Source organism: Streptomyces sp. NBC_00045 (genome assembly GCF_045041095.1).
GTDB lineage: Bacteria > Actinomycetota > Actinomycetes > Streptomycetales > Streptomycetaceae > Streptomyces.
Map to the genome: position 1 here is coordinate 450,768 of NZ_CP108272.1, position 23,137 is coordinate 473,904.

The following is a 23,137-nucleotide window of genomic DNA, read 5'->3' on the forward strand; positions in this document are numbered from 1 at the left end:
CCGTCCCCGTGGTCGGTCGACCGCGACGCGTACGTGGTGCGCGCGGGCGCCCTGAACGTGGCTTCGACTGCTGAGCTGGCGGATGCGGGCGCATCTCCCCCACCCCGCGTCACGGGTCACACCACGTCAGGCCGTGGACTGGCCGTTGACGCGGTACTCCTCGGAGGGCATCGAGTCCCATTCAGTATGCGCACCGTCGCGCGTCACCATGAACAACGGACGCGATCGGAGGCCCCGCCCGACTAGTAGTGCTTGGTCAGGTCGGTGTTGGTGTGGGTATGCCGCGGTGGCAGGTGGGGCAGACGCCGGTCCATGTCGCGAGGAGGGTCTGTAGCTCGCGGACGATCCGGTAGAGGCTCAGGCCGGCGCCGTGTCTTTTGGGGCTCTGGCCAGTCGTTGCAAGGTGCAGAAGGCATGCGCGACGGAGACGAGGGTGACGTGGTGGTGCCAGCCGTTCCAGGTGCGGCCCTCGAAGTGGGCAAGTCCCAGGGCCTGTTTCATCTCGCGGTAGTCGTGTTCGATGCGCCAGCGGAGCTTGGCTAGGCGGACCAGTGTGGTCAGTGGGGTGTCGGCGGGCAGGTCGGAGAGCCAGAACTGGACGGGTTCGCCCTGGTCGGCCGGCCACTCGGCCAGGAGCCAGCACTCGGGCAGTTCCGGGCTGTCGGCCGCTTGGCGGACCTCGCGGCCGGCGGGCCGGATCCGCAGGGTCACGAACCGCGAGTACATCCGTTTGAAGCCGCTGCGGCCGGTGCCGGGCCGGGAGCCCTCACGCCATTGCACCGGCTTTGCCGCCTTCCGGCCGGCCGCGATGACCAGCTGTTTCACCGACTGCGGCTTGTCGGGGTACTTCTCCACCGGCCGGCGTCCGATCCCGGAGTACGGCTCGGCGACCGGCACCGCGTGGCCGGGCTGGGCCGAGAGGGTGGTGGAGATTCCCACGACGTAATTGAGGCTGCGGGCCTGCAGGCCGTGCCGGAATGCCGCCGCGTCGCCGTATCCGGCATCCGCGACGGCCACCGGCACTTCGACGCCCCAGGAGCGGGTCTCATCGAGCATGTCGAGTGCGAGTTGCCATTTCTCCACATGCCCGATGTCGTCGGGGATCTGGCAGGCGGTGCGGCGGGCGACCTTGGCCGGGTCCGCCTTCACCGACCCGGGGGCCCAGGTCTCGGGCACGAACAGCCGCCAGTCGACCGCCGCCGAGGCATGATCCGAGGCCAGGTGCAGGGAGACGCCCACCTGGCAGTTGGTGACCTTGCCCGCAGTGCCGGTGTACTGCCGCGACACACACGCCGAGGCATTGCCGTCTTTGAGGAAGCCGGTGTCATCGAAGACCAGCACGGTGGGCCGGATCGCCTTTTCCATCTTCCAGGCCAGCCGGGCCCGCACATGCGCGGGGTCCCACGGGCTGGTGGTGATGAAGTGGGCCAGGGCCTGACGGTTACCGTCCTCGCCCAGCCTGGCGGCCATCGGCTCGACGGACTTGCGCTGCCCGTCCGTGAGCAGGCCCCGCAGGTAAACCCGCCCCCACCGACGCTGATCCTTACGCGCGAACGGCTCGAAAACCTCCGTCGCAAAGTCCTCCAACTCGCCACGTACAGCAGCAATTTCCTCCGGCGTCACACGTCTTGAACGACACACCGAGCCCTTAGGACACGCAACACCAGCCCCAACCTGACCAAGCCCTACTAGTTGCCCGCGCATCACGACCCCGGAATCATCCGGTCCTGCGTAGCCCTCGGGCGTGTAGCGAAGGTGCACGTCCATTGCCTCGGCATACGCGATTGCGTCGTTCTCCAGCTCTGACAGGTCTCTCCCGACCAGCGGGAGTCCGTCGTACGCGACCTGGGGACCTTGCACGGCGTCGACAGCGATGCAGAACAGCCCCACGACTTGGCTCCCGTAGGCCGTGACGGCAAGCGGTGAAGGAGCCACCCCGCGACGGTGGACTTCGACCTTCCACGTCGGCGAGAAGATCGCGTGGTCCCGTGCACACTCGCTGGCCTTCGTCAGGCCGAGTACCTCAGCCGCCTCGACCACTTCGTCGACGGTCATACCGAACCGGAGCGGTCCGACGCCGACAGCCGGCGAATAGGACCACTCGTCCCGTTCGGAGACTCCGGTCTTGAACGCCATGGTCGCTCCTCTAGAGACACCTGGGACTTGCCGCTGCCCATCATGTCAATCGCCTACCAGCAGACTGCCGGCTGCCGGCTGCCGCCGAGCTCGTGCCGATCACTCAGCGCGAGCCCCATCTGGGCCCGGCCGCGAATACGCGACACCTGAACTTGCGAGCTCACCAGTCTCAGCCCCCGTGAGGCCCGCGGGTTCAGAGAAGCGGGTGGGTCCCGAGGCGGCGGGCTTCGGCCGTGACCTCGGCATCGACCTGGTCCACGGTCCTGTCGCCGTATTCGAGGACGTCGTACTCGTCGTCGAGTTCAGCGAGCCGCCCCGTCAGGGGCAGCTCATGTCCGTAGCGCTGGTGAATCCGGAAAGTGAACTCCCGAGGCGATAGCTCGCCTGCGAGCAAATGGCGTGCGAGGGCTCGGGCGGCGGCTTCCTGGCCGGCTACGCTGGCGATCGGATAGAAGGTGAGGCCGAGTTCGTCGAGTGCTGCGGGAAGCAAGTCGTGGACGTCGTAGTCCGCCTCGGCGCGCGTGCGGGCTGCGAGGATCCGAAGGCCGGGGGTGTCGAGTCCGGCGACGAGCGCGTCACAGGCGGCATTGACGACCTCGTTCGCGCGGACTTCTCCGTACTCCAGAGGGCGGCATGGTCCTGTAGAGCGATTGCTGCTGCTTCGGTCGACGTCACTCGCTCATGATTCCCTTCACGGTGCGTCCCGGTCGAGCAGCTTTCATCGACGGTACAGGTCAGCCGCCTGTTTGAGCAGGGCCACTCACAGTGACGTCCAGGTGCCGGGCGAGGGCGGAGGCGAAAGCCGGACCGGCTTAGAGCCGGTCTGCCCGACGTTCCTCCGACGCCCGTCCGGACACACGACACCGGGTGGATGCCTGGTCGTCCACGTCTTCGCCGTGCTCACCGAGTTCATCCGCGAGCTGATCGTCTCCGGTAACCGCGAAGATCGGGACGCCGCCCGCGCCCGCGGAGTGATCGAACGGGCAACCCTGATCAAGTCCTGCACGAGGCCGTCAGAGCCAGCCGCTCTGCGCGGCTTTCAGCCCCGCTTCGAAGCGGCTGGAGGCGTTGAGGCGTTCCATGAGCGCGGCCATCTGTCTGCGGACGGTACGCAGGGAGATGCCGAGGCGTTTCCCGGCGTTCTCGTCGGTCATTCCGGCGGCCAGGAGCCTCAGTAGTTCCTGCTCGCTGGGGGTGAGACCTGTGTGGGTGCCCTGCGGCTGGGCAGTGCCGAGGGGGACGGCGGTGTGCCAGGTCTGGTCGAAGAGGGCGACCAAGGAGGCCACGATGCCGGGCTCTCTCGTGCACAGCGCGCCCAGACGGCTGTTGGACGGATCGATGGGCACGATGGCGACTTCGCGGTCGAAGACGAGGAGGCGGGGCGGCAGGACGGGGCAGGTGCGGACCATTCCGCCCTGCTCCGTCATCCACCGGGCATAGGCGTACGTCGCCGGGTCGTTCCTCGCACTGTCCTGATAGAGCGTCAGGATGCTGACTCCGCGGCCCATCGCCTCTTCGTCCAGGGGGCGTGACGCGTCGAGGCTGGACTGGGACTGGGCGGCACCCGGCATGACGGACAGGCATTCCCGAGTGAGCGCCTCCGCGAGCACTTCGAGCTTCGCCTGGATGGCGTCGAGCCCGACCAGTCGTTCCGTGGCGCCGGCAGTCGCGTCGGGGTGCAAGGAGGCGTACTCGGCCAGGGCCCGCGCCGCGGCCGCCTTGCCGAGCGCCAGTTCCTGCTGGCGGCGCAGGAGCTCGTCCTCCTGGCGGCGCAGGATCAGTTCCAGTCCGCGCTCCGGGCTGACCGCCCGCAGCGCGCCGGGGTCGTCCCGCGACGATCGCAGTAGTTGCAGATCGGCTAGCTGGTCCAGGCACCCCCTGACCGTGCTCTCCGGCAGGCCCAGCAGCTCACACAGCTCGGCCACTCCGCCGGCAGGTCTGGCGAGCATCTCTCGGTAGACCGCCTCTGTGCGACTGTCCAAACCCAAGAACTCCAGCATGCGTTCAGCCCCCCAGCTGCGTCGAACAGACTAAGGGTGCCGTCTGCCGCGCGATCATCTCAGGGCGGAGAAGCGAACCACAAGCACACGCAACCATCAGTTCCACTGGGCGACTTGGCACCATGGGGTCAGACCACTTGGTGCCAGGGCGAACCCCTTCCGGGCGGCGGTGCGCTCGAACAGGATGGTGCTCACCAGAAGGGCGGCGGGGAGCACGGATCCCGCCGGGCCGCCAGGTCGCAGGACCGCTGATCCGCACGCGTCACTCGTCGTACTCCACTTAATCGCCGCACGGCCATCCCGGGGGACCGCCATGTCTTGGATCGCTCGCTCGCTCGCTTCCGCCGCCCTTTCGCTGACGCTGTCCGCACTCGCGGCACCCGTCGCACTGAACGGAGCACTCGCCGCCGACCTCACGGGGATCGGCTGGGATGGCAAGCCGGTGTCCACCGTGACGGCGACCGCGTCCGCGACCGGTCGGCCGATCGGCAGTGGCATCGGATGGGACGGCGTCGGGGCGTCGGTCGTGGCGCCCACCGGAGCATCCCTCGGCGACGGCATCGGTTGGGACTGAGGTTGTTGCGATTGGTCCAAGCTCACCTTCTCAGCGCGGCCGGTAGTGCGGGCACCCACGGGGACGCCCACCTGATGCAGGACCTCCTGTGGGCGTACGCCCACCCGGACCACGCCCTGGAGCACGTCCGCGCCCGCCCCGTGCCGCACGGTATCGAGCTCGTCCTGTTCGTCCGTGCCGAAACCGAAGCCGTCGCGGCGGACCGGGCCCGCAGTCTCCTGTTGAACGCGGTGGCCCCCATCGTCCGCCTTGGATACCTCGTCGGTTCCGCTTCCGACTGACGCCCCGCGGGCTGAAGCCGAAGGCCGGGACCGCCGCGCCACGGCCTCGCTCCAGGAGGGGGCGCGCGTCCCTTCGCCCGGCCTTCACGATGCTCCGGATCGCTGCACCTGCAGGACAGCGATCCCTCCCACTCTCTTCGCAGTTCCACCTCTTGGATCTCCGTACCCGGAGATCCTCCGCCGCTTGCGAACATCAAGGATTCTGACATGGTCATGATTAGTCGCCTCGCCCTGTCCATAGCGGTCGTCGGTGCGGTCACCGTTGCGACGCTCGGCCAAGCCGCCGCCGATACTCCGACGCCGTCCGCCGCTGCCGCGTCCAGCACGGCGAACCCGGGCTTTCTGACCCAATTCACCCCGACGGTTCCCAACCCGACCACCGCCTCAGCGGCGCAATTGGCCGCAGCCGCCGGATCGGGGAAGGCCGCGGCACCCGTAGCCGTTGGCGCCTTCGCCACCCTGGCCGCGGACTCCTCGGCAGGCGGCAGCATCAGCCGGGCAGAGGTCATCGACCGGGCCCAGTCATGGGTCGACGCAGGTGTGCCGTACAGCATGACCAGCTACCGCACGGACTCCAACGGCAAGTACCGGACGGACTGCTCCGGCTTCGTCTCCATGGCCTGGCACCTGAACGCCTCCAGCGGGACCAACTGGGGTGAGACCACCGGCACCCTGCTGAACTACACCTCCTCCATCGCCAAGGAGTCCCTCAAGCCGGGCGACATCCTCCTCAACCCCGACTCGGGCGCCAGCGGCCATGTCGTCATCTTCAACGGATGGACCAGCTCCGATCACTCCACGTACGACGCGTTGGAGGAGTCCGGTAGTAGCGGTGCCATCCATCACAGCATCCCTTACCCCTACTACAGCGGCCACGGCACCTTCAGCCCCCGCCGCTACGACAACATCCAGGACACCAACACCCATGCGGACATCTCGGGTGATGGCAAGGCCGATCTGATGGTGTTGAGCACGGACGGCACGATCGGTCTTCGTGGGGGGTCCGGGACGAGCTTCGGTGCGAGTACGACGGTCAGTGCCGGCTGGCAGAACTTCCTGGGTGGGGCTGGTCAGGGACGGCTGTACTACGCCGACATTGACGGTGACGGCAGGAAGGACCTGCTCGTGCACGGCACCGACGGTGCGATCGGCGTCCACTTCAACAACGGATCCGGTACCAGTTTCGGTGCGAACGTGCCGATCTCCTCGGGGTGGCAGAACTACCTCGGCCAGCCCGGTCAGGGCCGTCTCTCGTTCCCGGACATCAACGGTGACGGTAAGGCCGACCTCGTCATCCAGGGCACTGACGGCACGATCGCCACCCACCTCGGATCGGGCACGAGTTTCGGCGCCAACTTGCCGTTGTCGTCGGGGTGGCAGAACTACCTCAGCCAGGCCGGCCAGGGCCGCCTTTCGTTCCCGGACATCAACGGTGACGGTAAGGCCGACCTCGTCATCCAGGGTACTGACGGCACGATCGCCACCCACCTCGGATCGGGCACGAGTTTCGGCGCCAACTTGCCGCTGTCCGCCGGCTGGCAGAACTACCTCAGCCAGCCCGGCCAGGGTCGGCTCTACTACGCGGACATCAACGGTGACGGCAAGGCCGACCTGATCATCCAGGGTACTGACGGCACCGTCGCCACCCATCTGGGCTCCGGCACCAGCTTCGGCGCCAACCTCCCCCTCTCCGCCGGCTGGCAGAACTACCTCAGCCAGCCCGGCCAGGGCTCCCTCTCCTTCGAGTAGCCGACCCCGTGCTCCGGGGGGACTGCACCGTCCCCCCGGAGCACCGGCCTGCCCGCCCTGTCCAGCCCGCCGCACCTGTTTCCTGATGGGAAGAAACCCTGTGTCAATATCGCCCAGCGTCCGCAAGGCCGTGCTCGCCCTCGCCGCCGCCCCCCTCGCGCTCCCGCCGCTCCTCGGCTCCGGCACCGCGGCGCAGGCAGCGTCCGTCACCACATGGGACAAGGTCGCCAACTGTGAGAGCGGCGGCAACTGGTCCATCAACAGCGGCAACGGCTTTTACGGCGGCCTGCAGTTCACCGCCGGCACCTGGAACTCCTACGGCGGAACGGGCTACGCCGTCCGCGCCGATCTGGCCACCAAGCAGCAACAGATCCTCATCGCCGAAAAGGTGCTCGCCTCTCAGGGCCAAGGTGCATGGCCCACCTGCGGTCCCCAAGCCGGCCTCGGCAACGACCACGCCGACCCGTACCCTCCCGCCTCCACCCATGCGGACATCTCGGGTGATGGCAAGGCCGATCTGATGGTGTTGAGCACGGACGGCACGATCGGTCTTCGTGGGGGATCCGGGACGAGCTTCGGTGCGAGTACGACGGTCAGTGCCGGCTGGCAGAACTTCCTGGGTGGGGCCGGTCAGGGACGGCTGTACTACGCCGACATTGACGGTGACGGCAAGAAAGACCTGCTCGTGCACGGCACCGACGGTGCGATCGGCGTCCACTTCAACAACGGATCCGGTACCAGTTTCGGTGCGAACGTGCCGATCTCCTCGGGGTGGCAGAACTACCTCGGCCAGCCCGGCCAGGGCCGTCTCTCGTTCCCGGACATCAACGGTGACGGTAAGGCCGACCTCGTCATCCAGGGTACTGACGGAACGATCGCCACCCACCTCGGATCGGGCACGAGTTTCGGCGCCAACTTGCCGTTGTCGTCGGGGTGGCAGAACTACCTCAGCCAGGCCGGCCAGGGCCGTCTCTCGTTCCCGGACATTAACGGTGACGGTAAGGCCGACCTCGTCATCCAGGGTACTGACGGCACGATCGCCACCCACCTCGGATCGGGCACGAGTTTCGGCGCCAACTTGCCGCTGTCCGCCGGATGGCAGAACTACCTCAGCCAGCCCGGCCAGGGTCGGCTCTACTACGCGGACATCAACGGTGACGGCAAGGCCGACCTGATCATCCAGGGTACTGACGGCACCGTCGCCACCCATCTGGGCTCCGGCACCAGCTTCGGCGCCAACCTCCCCCTCTCCGCCGGCTGGCAGAACTACCTCAGCCAGCCCGGCCAGGGCTCCCTCTCCTTCGAGTAACCACGGCAGAACGCCCTCCTGTCAGGCGGGGGACCGGACGGTCGACGAACACTCATCCGGCCGCCGCCACGAGGCCGGCTGTTCGAGCGGTCACGATGGCCTCACTGCGGCTGCCGGCCCCCAGTTTGGCCAGAATGACTGAGACATAGTTGCGTACGGTTTTATCGGAAAGTAATAATTTTCGAGCGATGTACCCGTTGTTGTAGCCGTGCCCGATAAGTCGGAGCACGTCGTACTCACGGGCCGTGAGCGTGGAGAGAGCTGGATTCGCAAGTGCCCGAGCCGTGTGGGTGATTGGCTTGAGCAGCGATGGAAGCCCGCGACCAACACCGGGGCTGAGGACGACGCCGCCGCCACGGACGATTCTGAGGGCGTCGAGGAGCATGGCCGGCTCTGTGTTTTTCAACAGGTACCCGTGGGCGCCGGCGACCAGGATGGCCAGCGCCAGTTCGGCGCAGCCCGCGGTGGCCGTGCCAGTCCCGATGACCCGGACTCCCGGGCGCTGCTCCAGGAGGGAGCGCACGGCGACGGGTGCTGAGTCTCCCGCTGCGTCGAGATCCTGGAGCACCACGTCCGGGCTGGCTGCTTCAATTCGTTCCAGGCAGGTTTCCGTATCCGGAGCCTCCCCGACCAGGCGCACCGTGCTGTCCGTCAGTATCGTGGCGATGCCGATGCGGAGAATCGGATTCTGTTCAACCAGGAATACCCGAACTTGTTCCGTCGCTCGTGTCACGGGAAGCCTTCCTCCTCAGGCTGGCGCGGCGGTCGCCGGTCGCAGGACCGACATCACCACCTGACACCGTGTGAGAGTGCAAGACGACGCGCAACGACGGTACGTCGCGGGTATGACTAGGGTTCTCCCGCGCAACCGCTTGCAGAGGCCTTGTCCCAGTGCGCCGAGTGCTGTCCGCATCTCGCGTCCGCGTCACCGCTGATGTTCACCGTGCCGTTCGTGCCGCCCGAGACCGACGTGGTCCGGCACACGCACCGTCCGGTTCCACGAGCGCGTCACGAACACCGGTCTGCGGCCGGTCAAGCCCGATTGCCGTCAATCGTCTACGTCGCCCTCCGGTGCGTCGCCGCTGCCTACGCTGCCGGCAGCCCGTTCACCCACTGGCGAACCTGCTGCCGGAAACGGAACTGGCGCCCGGCCACACCACGGAAACCAGGGGAAGGCCGTCGACGCCGTTCGAGCCAGCGCGGGCGGTCGCCGCGTCGCAGCGGTCGGTGGGGGTGGTGAGCTGAGCGGGTTTTCCCTGTGTGGCCAGGCCGGACGGGTTTTCCCAGTGTGGCCAGGCCGGCCAGCACTTCGTCACGGTGCTCCGCGGACTTCTTGCAGACCGGAAGCCGGGCAAACATCACCCTCGTCGGGGAGGCATGACGCTCGCGCAGCCGGGCGCCCAGGTACGCGGCCAGGGCTTCGAGGCGCTCCTTGTTGTGGGCCCACAAAATCTGCCCCGCACAACTGCGTCTGAACCAGTAGCGGCTGCCGGAAGAAGGGGGCTGCCGTGCCGCCGGGAGCGGAACGTGCCGAGCAGGCCGCCACCCCGCTCCTCGAACACGGGGCAGCGGAGCCCGCGCGGTCTCCAGATGATGCGCCTACTCAGCGAGGCCTGAGTTCCGGACAGACGCCGCCTCGTCCGAGTGCGGCATGGTGGATCACTCGTCCACCTGGGACACCAGGCCTGCCCCGATCAGCAGGCTCAGGCATGCCCGGGCCTGCCTGAGGGCGGTCTCCTCGCTCAACGGGCCGTCCACCGCCAATCGGTATCGTTCTGCGAGGGTTGCCAGCGGTACCCCGTCGCACAAGGCGTAGACGACCCAGGCGTGGGCGTCGAGCCAGTGGAATCCAGCCGTGTCGGGTCGCACCACCAACAGCTGCCGCAGCTCAGGCAGCTCCCACAGGATCGTGGGTTCGGAACGTACGAAGACGCCGCCGGTGACGACGGCCCGATCGCTCGCTGTGGTGGCGACCTCCGCTGACCGCGCACCCGTCACGGCGGGGACCGGGGAGCGGACCGACTGCTCGCCCCACTCGATGCTGTCGAGCAACCAGTGGACGAAGCGACGGCCCTCTTTCGTCAGCTGCCCGTGATCGGCACACAGAGCCTGCTCCGCCAGGTAGACCAAGCGCTCGAATCCGGTGCGGTGCGTGCCGGCGGCCGCCGCTTGACTGCCCGGGGTCGGCTCGTCGATCTCCTCGGCCGTGGGAGGGGGGCCGTAACGGGCGATGACCTCAGCGGAAGCCCCACGCGCCGCTGCCTGAAACACGGTCAGGTGGGCGTAGAAGTGCAGCGCCACCAGCACCCGGATGAAGGTCCATGAGGTCATCCGCCACGGAATGGCGACCCGGGCCGAACCGTCCTGGACCAGCGAACACGAGCGCAGCACGTCAAAGAGCTTCAGGTGCGCCGCCTCGTGCAGCAGTGTCTCGGCCGTCTTCCAAGGGTCGCTCAATCGGCTCGGCGACATCAGCAAGGCGGACGGGAGCGGGTCGCCGCCCGACAGCGACTGCAGCGGACCGTCCGGCGATTCACCGTCACTGAACCCGATGAGCGAAACGTGCTGCAGCACACTCACCCCCAGCTCGGGCAGTAGCGCGGTGAGCAGGTTCGCGCCCTCCTGCAGAGCGTGGACCATCTCCGGTGTGGCTTCCAACGGCTCGTCGCGATCGGAGCCTTCGAAGCTGTTGCGGCACAGCACCCGCACCCTTCTGGCAACCGGCTGCCCGGACTGAGACGACTCCAGTCCGGTCCACACCCAGCTTGCGGAGACGTTGGGCCACGGACGCGCCGGAACCTTCATCATGCTCTCGCACGGACCGATGCCGTCGGTTGCCGGGGCTGGCCAGGCCGCGAGAATGTCGCCGAGCGAGCTCTCGGTGAACACGCCGTTCTCCAGGCGGGCCACGTCGTCCTCGAAGGCATTGCGCAGGACGGGGTCACCCAGGAGGGGCAACAGACCTTCGGCGGGCTCCGCGGACAGCGCGTGCAGAGCGTCAGAATGCCGTGCACTGCGGACGCCCAAGAGCGAGAGGCCGACACGATACCTGGCGAGATTCCTCGTTGCGATCGCGGTGGAGTCTCCGAAGAGACTGTCCCGCGCGAGTACGTCCTCCGCAGTACGCGGGGAGCCAATGCCCACAACGAAGCCTTCTTTCTGTTCGTGCAGCGTGAGCGACGCCCCACCGGAGGCGCACGGCGGCAGGCCGCCGTAGAGACGTCGAACCACCGCTGTGCTGACCCTCAGTTCGAGGGGATCGACTCCGTGATCAGACCGCCGGAGGGGACGGCCTCGGCGCTGGCTACGCGGCGGTCGCGGGAGTCAGCTGAGCGTTGTAGGCGGGGACCCACGCTCGTTCGGCCGCCGAATCGGTCATGACCTGCGGGACCTCACTCTCGTTGAGGGCCGCGAGGGAAAATTGCGGAAGCCGCACGGTCTGCACTGCCATCGCCTTACTCCTTCATCCGATTCATCCCGGTGTTTCCGGACCTGCCGAATCATCGGACGCCTTGTGTCCCAGGCACCAGGGACACCAGTCCCGAACCGTCCCGGGACAACGGCGCCGGCCAGTGGCCCACCCAGACCACAAGGGTCGATCTCGAAATGGATGAGGAGTTCGTGGGCGACGAGTCGGGGTGGGAGCCGGCCGTGAGGAGTTGGTGGAGCCGTTGCCCGTCGAACGAGTCACTGCTCGAACCGGGCACGAAGCTCTGCGGCCGCCGCGGTCAGGCGACCCGGTGTCTGGAAATCATCGCGCAGCGTACTGCCCGCTGGCCCGCCGCCCGCAAATTGCGGCCTCTGGCACGCGCAGCCAGCCACGCCGGAGAGTGAGAAGCCCAGTTGGGGTGCCGGTAAGAACCGTGTCACCGATCCTGCTGGCCAATTCCGTTGCTGGTCGGTCGTGACGCTCGTTGGTCATGTAGCGGTCGTGTTCTTCCGTCTGCGGTCGCGGGGTGGGGTGTGGGGTGTCGATGCGGGCGCGGCCGTGGCCGCAGGTGCCGGAAACGACCGGGAGGGCAGCGCGGGCCGCGGCGGCGAAAGGGCCGTATCCGTTGGCGATGCGGGTCCGTGACGAGCTCGGCGAGTTGTTCGCGGATGTCGAGTTCGCCCAGGCGTTCGGGGTGCGAGGCCGGCAAGGGTGGTCGCCGGGGCAGCTGGCACTGGTGACGGTGCTGCAGTTCGCTGAGAACCTCACCGACCGGGCCGCGGCGCATCGGGTGCGGTTCGGGATGGACTTCAAGTACGCGCTGGGCCTGGACCTGGACGATCCAGGTTTCGACGCGTCGGTCCTGTCCGAGTTCCGCGCTCGTCTGGTGGCGCACAACCTGGAGGAACGGGCCTTGGACCTGCTGCTGGCTGCATTGAAGAGCAAGGGCCTGGTGAAGGCCGACGGGCAGCAGCGGACGGACTCCACTCGCGTGCTCGCCGCGGTGCGCGACCTGAACCGCCTGGAGCTGGCCGGCGAAACCCTACGTGCCGCCCTGGAGGCTCTGGCCTGCGCGGCACCCGGCTGGCTATCCGAGGTGGTACCGATCCCACAGTGGACAGAGCGGTACGGGCCGCGAATCGACTCCTGGCAGCTGCCTTCTTCCCAGGCCAAGCGCACCGAGATGGCACTGGCCTACGGCCAGGACGGCTTCGCGCTTCTGGAAGCTGCGCATACCGCAGGCGCTCCGGTGTGGCTGCGAGAACTTCCCGCAGTGCAGATCCTGCGGATGGTGTGGGTGCAGAACTACACGCGAACGGTCACCGAGACCGGGCGGAAGGTGCAGCGGCGGGAGAGCGAGGACCTCCCGCCGAGCAGACTGCGTCTGACCTCACCGTATGACCTGGACGCGCGCTACGGCCTCAAACAGGGCTCATGGTGGACCGGCTACAAGGTTCACATCAGCGAGACCTGCGACCCGGAGGAGGAGATCCTCCCGGCTGTCGGCGGGACTGCTCTCGCCTCCGGATCGGGTGCGGCCAGCCCACTGCGCATCATTACCAACATCGCGACCACCGACGCCACCGTGACCGACGCGGAGATGACCGAGTCGATCCACCGCATGCTCGCCGCCCGCGACCTGCTGCCCGCCGAGCATTATCTGGACTCCGGCTACCCCTCCGCCGAGCTGATCGTCGGTATGAAGGAGGGCTTTGGCGTCACCCTGGTCACCCCGGTCCTGTTGGACAGCTCACCCCAGGCCCGCTCCGGTGCTGGCTTCGGTCGCACCGCCTTCGCCATCGACTGGGACAACCGGCAGGCCACCTGCCCGCGAGGACACACCAGCACCTGGTGGAGCCCCACCGTCCAACGCGGTACCAAGGCCATCGTGGTCAAGTTCGACAAGGAGACCTGCCAGCCATGCCCGGTCCGAGACAAGTGCACACGGGCCAAAAACGGCGGCCGCACACTCTCCCTGCGCGCCCGCGAGCAGCAACAGGTCCTCGATGAGGCCCGCGCCCAGCAGACCAGCCAGGAATGGCGGGCCAAGTACGCCACCCGCGCCGGCGTCGAGGGCACCATCCACCAGGCCATGGCCGTCACCGGTATGAAACGCGCCCGCTACCGCGGCCTGAAGAAGACTCACCTGGAACACTCGTTCTCAGCGGTCGCGCTCAACCTCATCCGCCTCGACGCCTGGTGGAACGGCCATCCCCTCGACCGAACCCGCACCAGCCACCTCGCCCGACTCGACCAGCAGGACTTCAACCTCACCGGTTGATCACGGGCCTGCTTGCAGAGAGACTGCGGCTCATGAGGTTCACAGGCTTGCCCGTCGACACACAGACCACCGGCGTCGAAGCGGACCTCTCCATGCAACGGCGGGCTCACCAGTGAGTACCAACCTGCCCTACTTCCGCTACCACCCCGACCCCGTCGCAAGCGAGTCCATCCGCGAGAGCGCCGAGACCTGCGCCTGCTGCAACCTCAATACGGGGTGGATCTACACCGCTACTTTCTTCACGGCCCAGGATGTCAGCGGGAGGTTCTGCCCCTGGTGCATCGCCGACGGCAGTGCCGCTGAACGATTCGAAGGTGAATTTACCGACGCATACGGGCTCGACAGCGTCAGCGAGGAGACCCTGGTGCAGGTCACCCGCCGCACCCCCGGTTTCCACGCCTGGCAGGATCCGCACTGGCTTGTCCACTGCAACGACGCGGCCGCCTTCATCGGCGAGGTCGGATACACCGAACTGGCAGCCCACCCCGAGGCCCTCGACCAGCTTCGACTCGACCTTCGGATGAGCGGTTGGCACGACGCGTCCCAGCTCGACACCTTCCTGACCCACCTCGGGCAGGGGGCAAGCGCCATGCTCTTCCGCTGCACGGTCTGCGGCACCCATCTCGCCTACGCCGACGCTTCATAGCCACGGCCCAACTCAGCAGGGGCCCTTTCCCTTTAAAGGATCCGCCCCCAACGGAATTGGCCAGCAGGATCGTCACCAGCCGCAAACGACGGTGATCAGTCCTTTGCCCTGGAGGGTCGGGGCAGTGCCGCCGTACTGGTCGTCTCGGCGAGTGCGAGGCGGCCGCCCCTCAGTTCGGGCACGTAGTTGTAGATGGTGTTGCGGGAGACGCCGAGGAGCTTCGCAATCGAGGTGACCGTGTTCTCCGGACGGGCGAGCAGATCGCGGGCGTGACGTACCTGTTCCTCGGTCATCGCCGGCGGGCGGCCGAGCCGGGCGCCGCGGGCGCGGGCGGCGTCCAAGCCTTCGTTGGTGCCTTGCACGATGAGTTCGCGGATGAACTCGGCGAGAGCCGCGAACACGTGGAAGACCAGGCGCCCGCCGGCCGTGGTCGTGTCGAGAGCCTCGTGCAGCGAGGTGAAGCCGACGCCACGCTTACGCAGGCCGGACACGATCGCGATGAGGTCCTGGAGGGAGCGGCCGAGCCGGTCCAGCGACGGAACAACAAGAGTGTCGCCCTCGCGCAGGAAGTCGAGGGCCTTCCACAGTTCCTCGCGTTCAGCGTTCTTGCCGGACTTCTTGTCGGCGAAGATCCGGATGCACCCCGCTTCCGTGAGGGCGTGGATCTACCGGTCGAGCAACTGTCCCTTGGTGGACACGCGGGCGTATCCCACGAGGTCGCCGGTCCGTGCGGCCGGAACGGGGGCGAGGAGATCGGCGGTGTCGTCGTCGTGGGGTCGTTGCACCCGTCAGATCGTACAGAAAAGGTCAGGCTCCCTCGGGAGTGATCAGGCAGAAGGGATGGCCGACGGGGTCCTCGTAGACGCGGTAACCGATCGGCTTGTCCGAACCATCCAGCAGCGTCGCACCGAGGGCGAGTACCTGGGCCTCAGCCGTATCGAGGTCCGTGACCATCACACTCGAGTACGGCTTGCGATCACTCATTCCGCCACCCGAGCGAACCCCGAACGCCTGACCGGCCACGATGCCCCAACATCACCCTATCGAGCGACGACAAGCCCGACATGAGGTCGCGTACCGCACTCTGATGGCCGTTGTTCACCGCCCTGACTGGCACGCAGTGGCACAGGCGGCGACCCTGGGCCTCAGGTGGGATGCGCTGCGGGCAGTCCGCAAGTGATGAGGGTCGGGCCCACGTCCCGCTCGCCGGCGTCGGCTTCCGCCTGCCGGATCCGGTTGCACAGGGCCTCGTGGTGCACGCCGAGCTCCTCGGCCATGCGGCGGATCACCGGCTTCGGCTCGGCTGTGAGGTACATCCGCACGCGTCAATTCACGGCCGGCCGCGTCCCGCTCGAAGGTCAGCGTCCGGGCCGAGGCGGTGATCTCGGCGCAGTGGCCGCCCGCGTCGTGGGTCACGTAGCCGTGAGCTTGGCCTCCAGTGGTGACTGCGGCTGTACGGACTGCTTGGCCCGGTCCCGACCACGGCCGGTCCCCGGGTTGCGTATCGAGTTCTGCAGCGTCTGCGGATTGGCTCCCAGTTCGGCCGTGGCCTGCCTGATCGTCGCTTTGGGCCGAGTGGTGTACGGAGCGACCGCGTTCGCCTTGAACTCAGCGGGATAGTGCTTCATGACCACGAGATATCCGCTCTCGGATCCTCAAGATCGAGTGTCTCGAGTGTCCAAGATCCAGGATCAGGGCCCTGCGGGTGCTGCTCCGGCGGCTGGTCGCCAGTTCGGTTGCGGGCGGGGGCGAGGCGGTGGTGCATGGGGCGCGGCTCGCGTCTTCGTCACCCGGCCGGGTGTGCCCGAACGCCGGGAAGGAGTCGGCGGCCGTTGCCCTTGGGCGGGCGCCAACGCGAGGTGTTCTGGCGGGAATCACCCGGCGAGCCGGCCGGTGAGGGGGGAGGGCGGCTGCTGGGGCGCGGTTGCCGCACCTGCTCTCCGGCTCCGGCGGGGCGTGCGCAGGGGCGGGGGCTGTCGGACAATGGTTCCAGTCCGGGCCCCGGCCCGGAGAACGCTCCGGGTGGGTGCCCGGACTGGGAGCCCGGCCCGATTTCGGCGGGCCGGGACTCCCTGCTATGCCGTCGGAATCAGGATCAGTCCTTGGCGTCGTGACGCTCGACCACCCGGAAGCTGCCCACGACGCCGTTTTCGACCTCGACGCCGTCGTGTTCGTGGCAATCCGGCTTCACGCCGTTGCTCTGGCTCTGGGGACCGACCGTGGCGATGGGCGCGCCGTTGTCGCACACCGCGCCGCCGAAGACCTCGACAGTGTTACGGGTGTCGTTGCGGATGTTCAGGGTCTTGGCGCCCAGGCCGCTGATGACGGTGATGCAGTCGCCCGGGTGGGCCGAGAACGACCGCTCGTTGATCTTGATCCGGCCCTCCTGGTGGCGGCCCTCGAAGCGCTCCCGGTCCTCGTTGCCCTTGCCCTTGGCCGGGTCGCCGCCGAGGGGCGCCTGAGCCACAGCCGCCTGCTGGACAACCGGGGCCGGCCGCTCCGGCTGGGAGGCGGCCGAGGCGTAGGTGATGCCCATCGCGGCCATGGCTGCGGCGGCCGCGATGCTTGCGGTGACCGCGGTGGAGCGGGCGATCTTCATACGACTTCTCCTGTCTCAGAGGAACCGGCTGTGCGACCGGTACGTGAGTAAAAGTACTAACTACTCATATGACTTTCATGTCGCGACATGCCGGAAATTTGGCGCAGAGGGCCGAATGGGGTACCCTGAGCGCCCCGCGTCGCCAAATGGGGCGTCAAGTGACCGCAATTCATGTGGAGTTGATGACGCCTAGCCCTTTAGAGTGATCATCTGACGCCTGCTCACTATTCGGCAGCAAAAGCGACCAGGATCGCGGGCCTGAGGAGACGAGCAGCTTCAGGTCCGGCGCAAGCATGCGTAGGTGAAGGAGACTTGGGTGACCGGCATGCGCCCTGGCGCAAACGCCCAATACACCAACGGTGTCCCTACCCGGCCCGGGCGCTGCAAGGGCTCTGGGGACATCCAGCTGGGGCCTGTAGCTGGCCGGGGTGATGAGAGGGAGGGCATCGACGGTTTCGGCGAGCACGGTGATGTACGCCTGGCCTACGGCGTCGTCGGCCTCCTCCCGCAGGCGGGGCAGCACTTGGTGCAGCGCCCGCTGGACGGAGTGGAAGCGGGCGGCCTCTCCTGCGGTGTAGAGGCGGCGCCGGGCAGCGGCCAGGGCCCAGGCGGACCACCGGTCCCGGCCCAGGGCCCGGTGGTCGCCGTCGATCACCTGGACCGCGCTGACGGCGGGGTCGGCGGCCGCGGCCGCCACGATGTCGGCCGACACCTGGCAGGCCCTGGCGTGCGCGGCCGGGGCGGGGAGCGCGGTGACGACGTCGAGCTCCAGGGCGCGGGCGTAGTTGACGAGGGTCCGCTGCCGGCTGTCGGCTGTCGGCCCGGCCAGGGCCACGACCTCGATCCGGTAGTCGGTCCGGGCGAACCGGCCCGCGCTGAGCGTGAAGTCGGCGGCGCCGGTGAAGTCGGCCTCGATGAGCAGGTCGCCGCGCCGTTCGCGTACGCACCCTGCCAGCCCTCGGTATCCGGCCTCACTAGCTCGTCGGCGAGGGGGGGCGTTGACCAGCTGGAAGTGGTCCGGGTGGTGGCCGCGCAACAGGTCTGGGTCCAGCACGACGGTGCGCGGCCGCATCGCCCGGCGCAGCATCCGGCGCGCCTCCAGCTGCCGGGCGCCCGGCTCACCAACCAGGTAGACGACCAGCGGGTTCCGGGCGGGAGGTGGCCTTGCGCAGGAAGGTCGGGGCGATCAGCTCGTCGAAGGTCAAGCGGTGCTGATCCGGGCTGAGCCGGTGGTAGCCGGTGCCGGGCGGGCCGGGGAGCGGGTGCGCGATGCGGCGGACCGGCTCGGCGGCCGTCGCGGCCCGCTCGGCATCGCGGGAGACGGCCAGGCGGCGGTCCGCGGGCAAGCGCTCGTCATGGACCAGGACCTCGGCGCGCACCAGGCTCCGGCGAAAGACGCGCGTCCGGGGCCCGCTCCAGGGCCGTAACCGCTCCGCGCGTACCGTCGCGGCCGCGGCTGGCCGCCGGCTCCAGGTGCCGTTGTCGGTGAGCTTCGTGGTCGTGTCGAGAGCCTCGTGCAGCGAGGTGAAGCCGACGCCACGCTTACGCAGGCCGGACACGATCGCGATGAGGTCCTGGAGGGAGCGGCCGAGCCGGTCCAGCGACGGAACAACAAGAGTGTCGCCCTCGCGCAGGAAGTCGAGGGCCTTCCACAGTTCCTCGCGTTCAGCGTTCTTGCCGGACTTCTTGTCGGCGAAGATCCGGATGCACCCCGCTTCCGTGAGGGCGTGGATCTACCGGTCGAGCAACTGTCCCTTGGTGGACACGCGGGCGTATCCCACGAGGTCGCCGGTCCGTGCGGCCGGAACGGGGGCGAGGAGATCGGCGGTGTCGTCGTCGTGGGGTCGTTGCACCCGTCAGATCGTACAGAAAACGGTGCTCCTCAAGTTCTTGAGCACATCGATTTTCTGACACCGTTTTATGGGCATGATCCGGCGCCGATCGAGCCGAGGGCAGCCGCTTGCCGATCTTGCTCATCAATCGGTAGATGAGCAACAGCCCGAGGGCTCGCGGACAGGCGAGGCCTCGGGCGCTCACTCGCGTACAGCTTCTACCGGGCTCGCCCGGTCTTCAGGTCGTCCTGGTGAGAGTGATTGGCATCCGTGTGGTGCAGATTGGAGCCGGCGAGGCTCGGGGGATTGGGCTTGCTGCGGCGAGTCCACAGGAGAGCCCCTGCCAGCAGCACGTTGCCTCCCAGCAGCCAGGGCAGCGGGCTTGGCGGAAGGACACCGATGATCAAGCCGGTGAGAGCTCCCGTCAGCTGCAGAGCGAGAGACTGGACGGACAACGCGGTGGCGCGGCCCTCACTGGTGACACGGCGGTGCAGGATGTCGTTCTCACTCGGTCCCGCCGCGCCGAGCCCGAGGTAGACCAGGCCGTAGCCGGTAGCCGCGAGGACCATGAAGCCCACTCCTGTGGACGCTGCGGTGGCGCCGAGCAGAAGCAGACCGCTCGCGCTGGTGCCGAGGCTCACCATGACGGCACGCTCGCCGCTTCCTGCTAGCCGGGCGGTCAGAGGTGCGAGGTGGCTGCCGAGACCCGCGCAGATGAATCCGGCGCAGGCGAGTGCGGCGAAGAGCACCGCCCCCGACTCCGATGCGCCCGTGAGGGCTGCGGCGCGGCCCGGCGTGAGGAGTTCGATCGCGGCCAGGGCACTACCGGCGGCCCATGGCCGCCGACCGGCCGAGATGCCGCACCGCCACACGTTCAGGTGACGACAAAACACCTATACGCTCTCATACCGCCCTCTGACAGCGATGGCCTTCGCGGGCATCTACCACCTGTGGATCGTGCTGATCGGTGTGAGTCTGCTGGGCATCAGCCTAGGCGTGCGCGAGCCGCTCCTGATGTCCACGATCCGCAGCCTGATCGACACCTCCGCAGTCGCCGGCGCGGTACGGGTTCGTAGCGCCATCATTTCTCCAGTGCCGCTGGTGAGCACTGGGCCCTTGCTCATCCTGGGCACGGCCATGTGCGTCTGTGCCGTCATCGCCTCTCAGGACAAGGCGATCGCCCGGTCCCTGAACCCGCCGGACGAGGACCTCGACTTCGGTACCCCCACGCCACCAACAGAGAAAGTCCCACGATGAAGACCACCTCCCTCTCATGCGCTGGTTCGTCGAGGGCTCGTTCCAGCAGTGCGTGCGGTTCGCCGTACTCCTTGCCTCTGGGGCCGAGGCAGTAGGTCTTGTCGAAGGGGCCGAGCCTGATCCGTCGAGTCCATGAGGTCGGGGCCTGCGCGTGGAAGCTACGAAATTTCGGCTGCCGTTGGCTCGGACCGGGTTCGCGGGCTACGGCTGCGGCCAGGCCCGCCTTCGCCTGCTCCACCGAGCGGTCCGTCAGCCGGACCGTCTCGGTGTGGCCGGCCCGGCGAACAGATGCCGCCGCGCCGGACGCCGTACGGGAAGCGGAATACGTCCCGCCAGAGGTCGCAGACGGCGCCCTCCACGGCGCGGGCCGGCGGCCGAGCAAGGGAACGCGCCGGATAGCCCGAGCACGCGCGCGCTGGTCAACGGCCTGGACACTGGACCGCCTGGCTATACGCCGGACAGCCATCCCGCACCGAAGTCCGAGAGGTCCCGTGCACGCTGCGCGCGTTGCTCGATCAGCCGGCGAAAGCCCACCACGGTGTACCGCTCACCCGTGGCCGAGTGGCGCCCGCGGATGCCCGCGACATCGGCCATGAGCTGCTGGGGCTGGGGCTGCCAGCCAACGACCTGGACGCGCAGACCCAGATTCTCCGCCTGCCGGTGCAGGGCCAGCAGGTGGAGCAGGCCGTTGGCGTCCATGGACTCCGCGCGGTGCAGGTCGACCACGAGGTCCCGCTCGCCGGCGGTGACGTCGTCCAGTGCCCTCTGGAGCGCCGGGCCCGCGTTCTCGTCGAGTGTCCCAATGACGCTGACCAGGACCGTGCCGTGACGCTGAAGGTTCGTGGTGATCAATGCGTTCTCCTCCCGCCCGGGGCGTCGGGGCCCTCGGGGCTCCCCATCCTGGCGCGGCGTTACCCCGGACGGGTGCGAGGCTCGCTGACGTTCCCCCACCAACCTGGCTGACTTCGACGTTGTGACGGAGCAGTGCTGCCGGCGGCATGCGACGAGTGCGGTGCTCAGTGGCCATCAGCGCCCCGGCGGCACACCGAACGGGCCGCGTTGCCAGTTGACGGGCAACGGCCACTGCCCATCGCGCGACCCTCCTGCTTGCGCAACGTTCAGGCGGGGCGCACTGGGCGCCCGCTTCCCGCGTGACGGCGTCAGTGAGGGCTCCTTTGATGGGGGGGGGAGGGGGGAGGGACGGGACGCACGGTCATAGTAGGGCTTGGTCAGGTTGGGGCTGGTGTTGCGTGTCCTAAGGGCTCGGTGTGTCGTTCAAGACGTGTGACGCCGGAGGAAATTGCTGCTGTACGTGGCGAGTTGGAGGACTTTGCGACGGAGGTTTTCGAGCCGTTCGCGCGTAAGGATCAGCGTCGGTGGGGGCGGGTTTACCTGCGGGGCCTGCTCACGGACGGGCAGCGCAAGTCCGTCGAGCCGATGGCCGCCAGGCTGGGCGAGGACGGTAACCGTCAGGCCCTGGCCCACTTCATCACCACCAGCCCGTGGGACCCCGCGCATGTGCGGGCCCGGCTGGCCTGGAAGATGGAAAAGGCGATCCGGCCCACCGTGCTGGTCTTCGATGACACCGGCTTCCTCAAAGACGGCAATGCCTCGGCGTGTGTGTCGCGGCAGTACACCGGCACTGCGGGCAAGGTCACCAACTGCCAGGTGGGCGTCTCCCTGCACCTGGCCTCGGATCATGCCTCGGCGGCGGTCGACTGGCGGCTGTTCGTGCCCGAGACCTGGGCCCCCGGGTCGGTGAAGGCGGACCCGGCCAAGGTCGCCCGCCGCACCGCCTGCCAGATCCCCGACGACATCGGGCATGTGGAGAAATGGCAACTCGCACTCGACATGCTCGATGAGACCCGCTCCTGGGGCGTCGAAGTGCCGGTGGCCGTCGCGGATGCCGGATACGGCGACGCGGCGGCATTCCGGCACGGCCTGCAGGCCCGCAGCCTCAATTACGTCGTGGGAATCTCCACCACCCTCTCGGCCCAGCCCGGCCACGCGGTGCCGGTCGCCGAGCCGTACTCCGGGATCGGACGCCGGCCGGTGGAGAAGTACCCCGACAAGCCGCAGTCGGTGAAACAGCTGGTCATCGCGGCCGGCCGGAAGGCGGCAAAGCCGGTGCAATGGCGTGAGGGCTCCCGGCCCGGCACCGGCCGCAGCGGCTTCAAACGGATGTACTCGCGGTTCGTGACCCTGCGGATCCGGCCCGCCGGCCGCGAGGTCCGCCAAGCGGCCGACAGCCCGGAACTGCCCGAGTGCTGGCTCCTGGCCGAGTGGCCGGCCGACCAGGGCGAACCCGTCCAGTTCTGGCTCTCCGACCTGCCCGCCGACACCCCACTGACCACACTGGTCCGCCTAGCCAAGCTCCGCTGGCGCATCGAACACGACTACCGCGAGATGAAACAGGCCCTGGGACTTGCCCACTTCGAGGGCCGCACCTGGAACGGCTGGCACCACCACGTCACCCTCGTCTCCGTCGCGCATGCCTTCTGCACCTTGCAACGACTGGCCAGAGCCCCAAAAGACACGGCGCCGGCCTGAGCCTCTACCGGATCGTCCGCGAGCTACAGACCCTCCTCGCGACATGGACCGGCGTCTGCCCCACCTGCCACCGCGGCATACCCACACCAACACCGACCTGACCAAGCACTAATAGGGCCCTGGCACCCTTGATGAGTGCTGATCAACGGATACGACGAGGGCCCGGTTGTCGCCGGCGAAGAGCTGATGGACCTACCCGGGGCTGATGAACGAGGAAGCGCGGCCGGCCTTCCGGGTACCGTTCGCCGACGATCACACCGCTGTACTGGTGCATGCCAACTATCCCGATGACGCGAGCTTCGAGTACTTCGTGACCCATGCCGACCGGGGGCGTCATGGGTACCTGGCCACTTCGCCGGTCCCGGCTTGGCATGGCTGGACCTCATCCACATCGCCCGTACCTCCTGGGCGACCAGGACACCCCGGCTGAGGCCGTCGACGTGGTCGCCGAGGCACTGATGTGGGCGAGGGTCCCGGCCATCGAAGCACGAGG

General features: G+C 68.1%; 22 protein-coding genes and 1 pseudogene. 8 read left to right on the plus strand and 15 right to left on the minus strand.

What is annotated here, in order from left to right; translation table 11 throughout:
* Nucleotides 1–357 precede the first annotated feature (357 nt).
* From OHA65_RS37770 to OHA65_RS37780, 3 genes are all read right to left on the minus strand, one after another.
* Nucleotides 358–1,623 (minus strand): IS701 family transposase, encoded by a 1,266-nt coding sequence (locus tag OHA65_RS37770; protein WP_327281052.1) that lies wholly within the window; start codon nucleotides 1,621–1,623, stop codon nucleotides 358–360.
* Nucleotides 1,624–2,329: 706 nt separating this feature from the next.
* A complete protein-coding gene (locus OHA65_RS37775; RefSeq protein ID WP_329316892.1) occupies nucleotides 2,330–2,626 on the minus strand; it encodes a hypothetical protein in 297 nt (98 codons plus the stop codon).
* Between the two features lie 523 nt (nucleotides 2,627–3,149).
* Nucleotides 3,150–4,136 carry a LuxR C-terminal-related transcriptional regulator gene (locus OHA65_RS37780; RefSeq protein ID WP_327286370.1) on the minus strand — a complete coding sequence of 329 codons (987 nt, stop codon included), beginning with the start codon at nucleotides 4,134–4,136 and terminating at the stop codon, nucleotides 3,150–3,152.
* 313 nt (nucleotides 4,137–4,449) lie between these two features.
* On the opposite strand from OHA65_RS37780, the gene OHA65_RS37785 reads away from it, so the two are divergent.
* The 4 genes from OHA65_RS37785 to OHA65_RS37800 all read left to right on the plus strand — a co-directional run bounded on the left by OHA65_RS37785 (nucleotide 4,450) and on the right by OHA65_RS37800 (nucleotide 8,049).
* Nucleotides 4,450–4,710, plus strand: a complete 261-nt coding sequence (locus OHA65_RS37785) for a hypothetical protein (RefSeq protein ID WP_327286371.1) — start codon at nucleotides 4,450–4,452, stop codon at nucleotides 4,708–4,710.
* A gap of 74 nt (nucleotides 4,711–4,784) precedes the next feature.
* Nucleotides 4,785–4,991 (plus strand): hypothetical protein, encoded by a 207-nt coding sequence (locus tag OHA65_RS37790; RefSeq protein ID WP_327286372.1) that lies wholly within the window; start codon nucleotides 4,785–4,787, stop codon nucleotides 4,989–4,991.
* 207 nt (nucleotides 4,992–5,198) lie between these two features.
* Nucleotides 5,199–6,740 (plus strand): FG-GAP-like repeat-containing protein, encoded by a 1,542-nt coding sequence (locus OHA65_RS37795; RefSeq protein WP_327286373.1) that lies wholly within the window; start codon nucleotides 5,199–5,201, stop codon nucleotides 6,738–6,740.
* 130 nt (nucleotides 6,741–6,870) lie between these two features.
* Nucleotides 6,871–8,049: a transglycosylase family protein gene (locus tag OHA65_RS37800; RefSeq protein ID WP_405763583.1), complete on the plus strand. Its 1,179-nt coding sequence runs from the start codon at nucleotides 6,871–6,873 to the stop codon at nucleotides 8,047–8,049.
* 52 nt (nucleotides 8,050–8,101) lie between these two features.
* Here OHA65_RS37800 and OHA65_RS37805 read toward each other — a convergent pair whose 3' ends face one another.
* The 3 genes from OHA65_RS37805 to OHA65_RS37815 all read right to left on the minus strand — a co-directional run bounded on the left by OHA65_RS37805 (nucleotide 8,102) and on the right by OHA65_RS37815 (nucleotide 11,500).
* Nucleotides 8,102–8,782 carry a response regulator transcription factor gene (locus OHA65_RS37805; RefSeq protein WP_329316898.1) on the minus strand — a complete coding sequence of 227 codons (681 nt, stop codon included), beginning with the start codon at nucleotides 8,780–8,782 and terminating at the stop codon, nucleotides 8,102–8,104.
* A 926-nt stretch (nucleotides 8,783–9,708) separates the two neighbouring features.
* Entirely contained in the window at nucleotides 9,709–11,280 is a 1,572-nt protein-coding gene (locus OHA65_RS37810) for an aKG-HExxH-type peptide beta-hydroxylase (RefSeq protein ID WP_327286376.1), read from the minus strand.
* Between the two features lie 73 nt (nucleotides 11,281–11,353).
* Nucleotides 11,354–11,500 carry a hypothetical protein gene (locus OHA65_RS37815; RefSeq protein WP_327286377.1) on the minus strand — a complete coding sequence of 49 codons (147 nt, stop codon included), beginning with the start codon at nucleotides 11,498–11,500 and terminating at the stop codon, nucleotides 11,354–11,356.
* A gap of 523 nt (nucleotides 11,501–12,023) precedes the next feature.
* On the opposite strand from OHA65_RS37815, the gene OHA65_RS37820 reads away from it, so the two are divergent.
* Both OHA65_RS37820 and OHA65_RS37825 read left to right on the plus strand, forming a co-directional pair.
* Nucleotides 12,024–13,760, plus strand: coding sequence for an IS1182 family transposase (locus OHA65_RS37820; RefSeq protein ID WP_405763663.1), 1,737 nt, complete (start codon nucleotides 12,024–12,026; stop codon nucleotides 13,758–13,760).
* A gap of 112 nt (nucleotides 13,761–13,872) precedes the next feature.
* Entirely contained in the window at nucleotides 13,873–14,406 is a 534-nt protein-coding gene (locus OHA65_RS37825; RefSeq protein ID WP_331730105.1) for a CbrC family protein, read from the plus strand.
* A gap of 95 nt (nucleotides 14,407–14,501) precedes the next feature.
* Here the strand turns inward: OHA65_RS37825 and OHA65_RS37830 are convergent, their stop codons facing one another.
* From OHA65_RS37830 to OHA65_RS37865, 8 genes and pseudogenes are all read right to left on the minus strand, one after another.
* Nucleotides 14,502–15,071 (minus strand): recombinase family protein, encoded by a 570-nt coding sequence (locus tag OHA65_RS37830; RefSeq protein ID WP_327286560.1) that lies wholly within the window; start codon nucleotides 15,069–15,071, stop codon nucleotides 14,502–14,504.
* A gap of 142 nt (nucleotides 15,072–15,213) precedes the next feature.
* A complete protein-coding gene (locus OHA65_RS37835; protein WP_266636486.1) occupies nucleotides 15,214–15,390 on the minus strand; it encodes a VOC family protein in 177 nt (58 codons plus the stop codon).
* Between the two features lie 161 nt (nucleotides 15,391–15,551).
* Nucleotides 15,552–15,728 (minus strand): hypothetical protein, encoded by a 177-nt coding sequence (locus OHA65_RS37840; protein ID WP_405763585.1) that lies wholly within the window; start codon nucleotides 15,726–15,728, stop codon nucleotides 15,552–15,554.
* A 90-nt stretch (nucleotides 15,729–15,818) separates the two neighbouring features.
* Nucleotides 15,819–16,034, minus strand: coding sequence for a hypothetical protein (locus OHA65_RS37845; protein WP_266636490.1), 216 nt, complete (start codon nucleotides 16,032–16,034; stop codon nucleotides 15,819–15,821).
* A 467-nt stretch (nucleotides 16,035–16,501) separates the two neighbouring features.
* Complete coding sequence (locus tag OHA65_RS37850) at nucleotides 16,502–17,005, minus strand: hypothetical protein (protein WP_327286381.1); 504 nt, start codon at nucleotides 17,003–17,005, stop codon at nucleotides 16,502–16,504.
* A gap of 169 nt (nucleotides 17,006–17,174) precedes the next feature.
* Nucleotides 17,175–18,146: a zeta toxin family protein gene (locus OHA65_RS37855; protein ID WP_331736572.1), complete on the minus strand. Its 972-nt coding sequence runs from the start codon at nucleotides 18,144–18,146 to the stop codon at nucleotides 17,175–17,177.
* Nucleotides 18,147–18,498: 352 nt separating this feature from the next.
* A pseudogene (locus tag OHA65_RS37860) lies at nucleotides 18,499–18,738 on the minus strand (recombinase family protein); the annotation flags it as partial.
* Between the two features lie 317 nt (nucleotides 18,739–19,055).
* Nucleotides 19,056–19,730, minus strand: a complete 675-nt coding sequence (locus OHA65_RS37865) for a hypothetical protein (protein WP_329316907.1) — start codon at nucleotides 19,728–19,730, stop codon at nucleotides 19,056–19,058.
* 31 nt (nucleotides 19,731–19,761) lie between these two features.
* Between OHA65_RS37865 and OHA65_RS37870 the strand changes: the two genes are divergently transcribed.
* Nucleotides 19,762–20,094, plus strand: coding sequence for a hypothetical protein (locus tag OHA65_RS37870; RefSeq protein ID WP_327286384.1), 333 nt, complete (start codon nucleotides 19,762–19,764; stop codon nucleotides 20,092–20,094).
* A 447-nt stretch (nucleotides 20,095–20,541) separates the two neighbouring features.
* Here the strand turns inward: OHA65_RS37870 and OHA65_RS37875 are convergent, their stop codons facing one another.
* Nucleotides 20,542–20,946 carry an STAS domain-containing protein gene (locus OHA65_RS37875; RefSeq protein ID WP_327286385.1) on the minus strand — a complete coding sequence of 135 codons (405 nt, stop codon included), beginning with the start codon at nucleotides 20,944–20,946 and terminating at the stop codon, nucleotides 20,542–20,544.
* Between the two features lie 432 nt (nucleotides 20,947–21,378).
* Here OHA65_RS37875 and OHA65_RS37880 point away from each other — a divergent pair, with 432 nt between their 5' ends.
* Entirely contained in the window at nucleotides 21,379–22,644 is a 1,266-nt protein-coding gene (locus tag OHA65_RS37880) for an IS701 family transposase (protein ID WP_327281052.1), read from the plus strand.
* Nucleotides 22,645–23,137: the final 493 nt, after the last annotated feature.

Bases quoted from the DNA above. Each gene is read 5' to 3' on its own strand.
- OHA65_RS37845 (WP_266636490.1), bottom strand. From the start codon at position 16,034: ATGAAGCACTATCCCGCTGAGTTCAAGGCGAACGCGGTCGCTCCGTAC.
- OHA65_RS37780 (WP_327286370.1), bottom strand. From the start codon at position 4,136: ATGCTGGAGTTCTTGGGTTTGGACAGTCGCACAGAGGCGGTCTACCGA.
- OHA65_RS37870 (WP_327286384.1), top strand. From the start codon at position 19,762: ATGGCCTTCGCGGGCATCTACCACCTGTGGATCGTGCTGATCGGTGTG.
- OHA65_RS37785 (WP_327286371.1), top strand. From the start codon at position 4,450: ATGTCTTGGATCGCTCGCTCGCTCGCTTCCGCCGCCCTTTCGCTGACG.
- OHA65_RS37835 (WP_266636486.1), bottom strand. From the start codon at position 15,390: ATGAGTGATCGCAAGCCGTACTCGAGTGTGATGGTCACGGACCTCGAT.
- OHA65_RS37790 (WP_327286372.1), top strand. From the start codon at position 4,785: ATGCAGGACCTCCTGTGGGCGTACGCCCACCCGGACCACGCCCTGGAG.
- OHA65_RS37820 (WP_405763663.1), top strand. From the start codon at position 12,024: ATGCGGGCGCGGCCGTGGCCGCAGGTGCCGGAAACGACCGGGAGGGCA.
- OHA65_RS37815 (WP_327286377.1), bottom strand. From the start codon at position 11,500: ATGGCAGTGCAGACCGTGCGGCTTCCGCAATTTTCCCTCGCGGCCCTC.
- OHA65_RS37795 (WP_327286373.1), top strand. From the start codon at position 5,199: ATGGTCATGATTAGTCGCCTCGCCCTGTCCATAGCGGTCGTCGGTGCG.
- OHA65_RS37850 (WP_327286381.1), bottom strand. From the start codon at position 17,005: ATGAAGATCGCCCGCTCCACCGCGGTCACCGCAAGCATCGCGGCCGCC.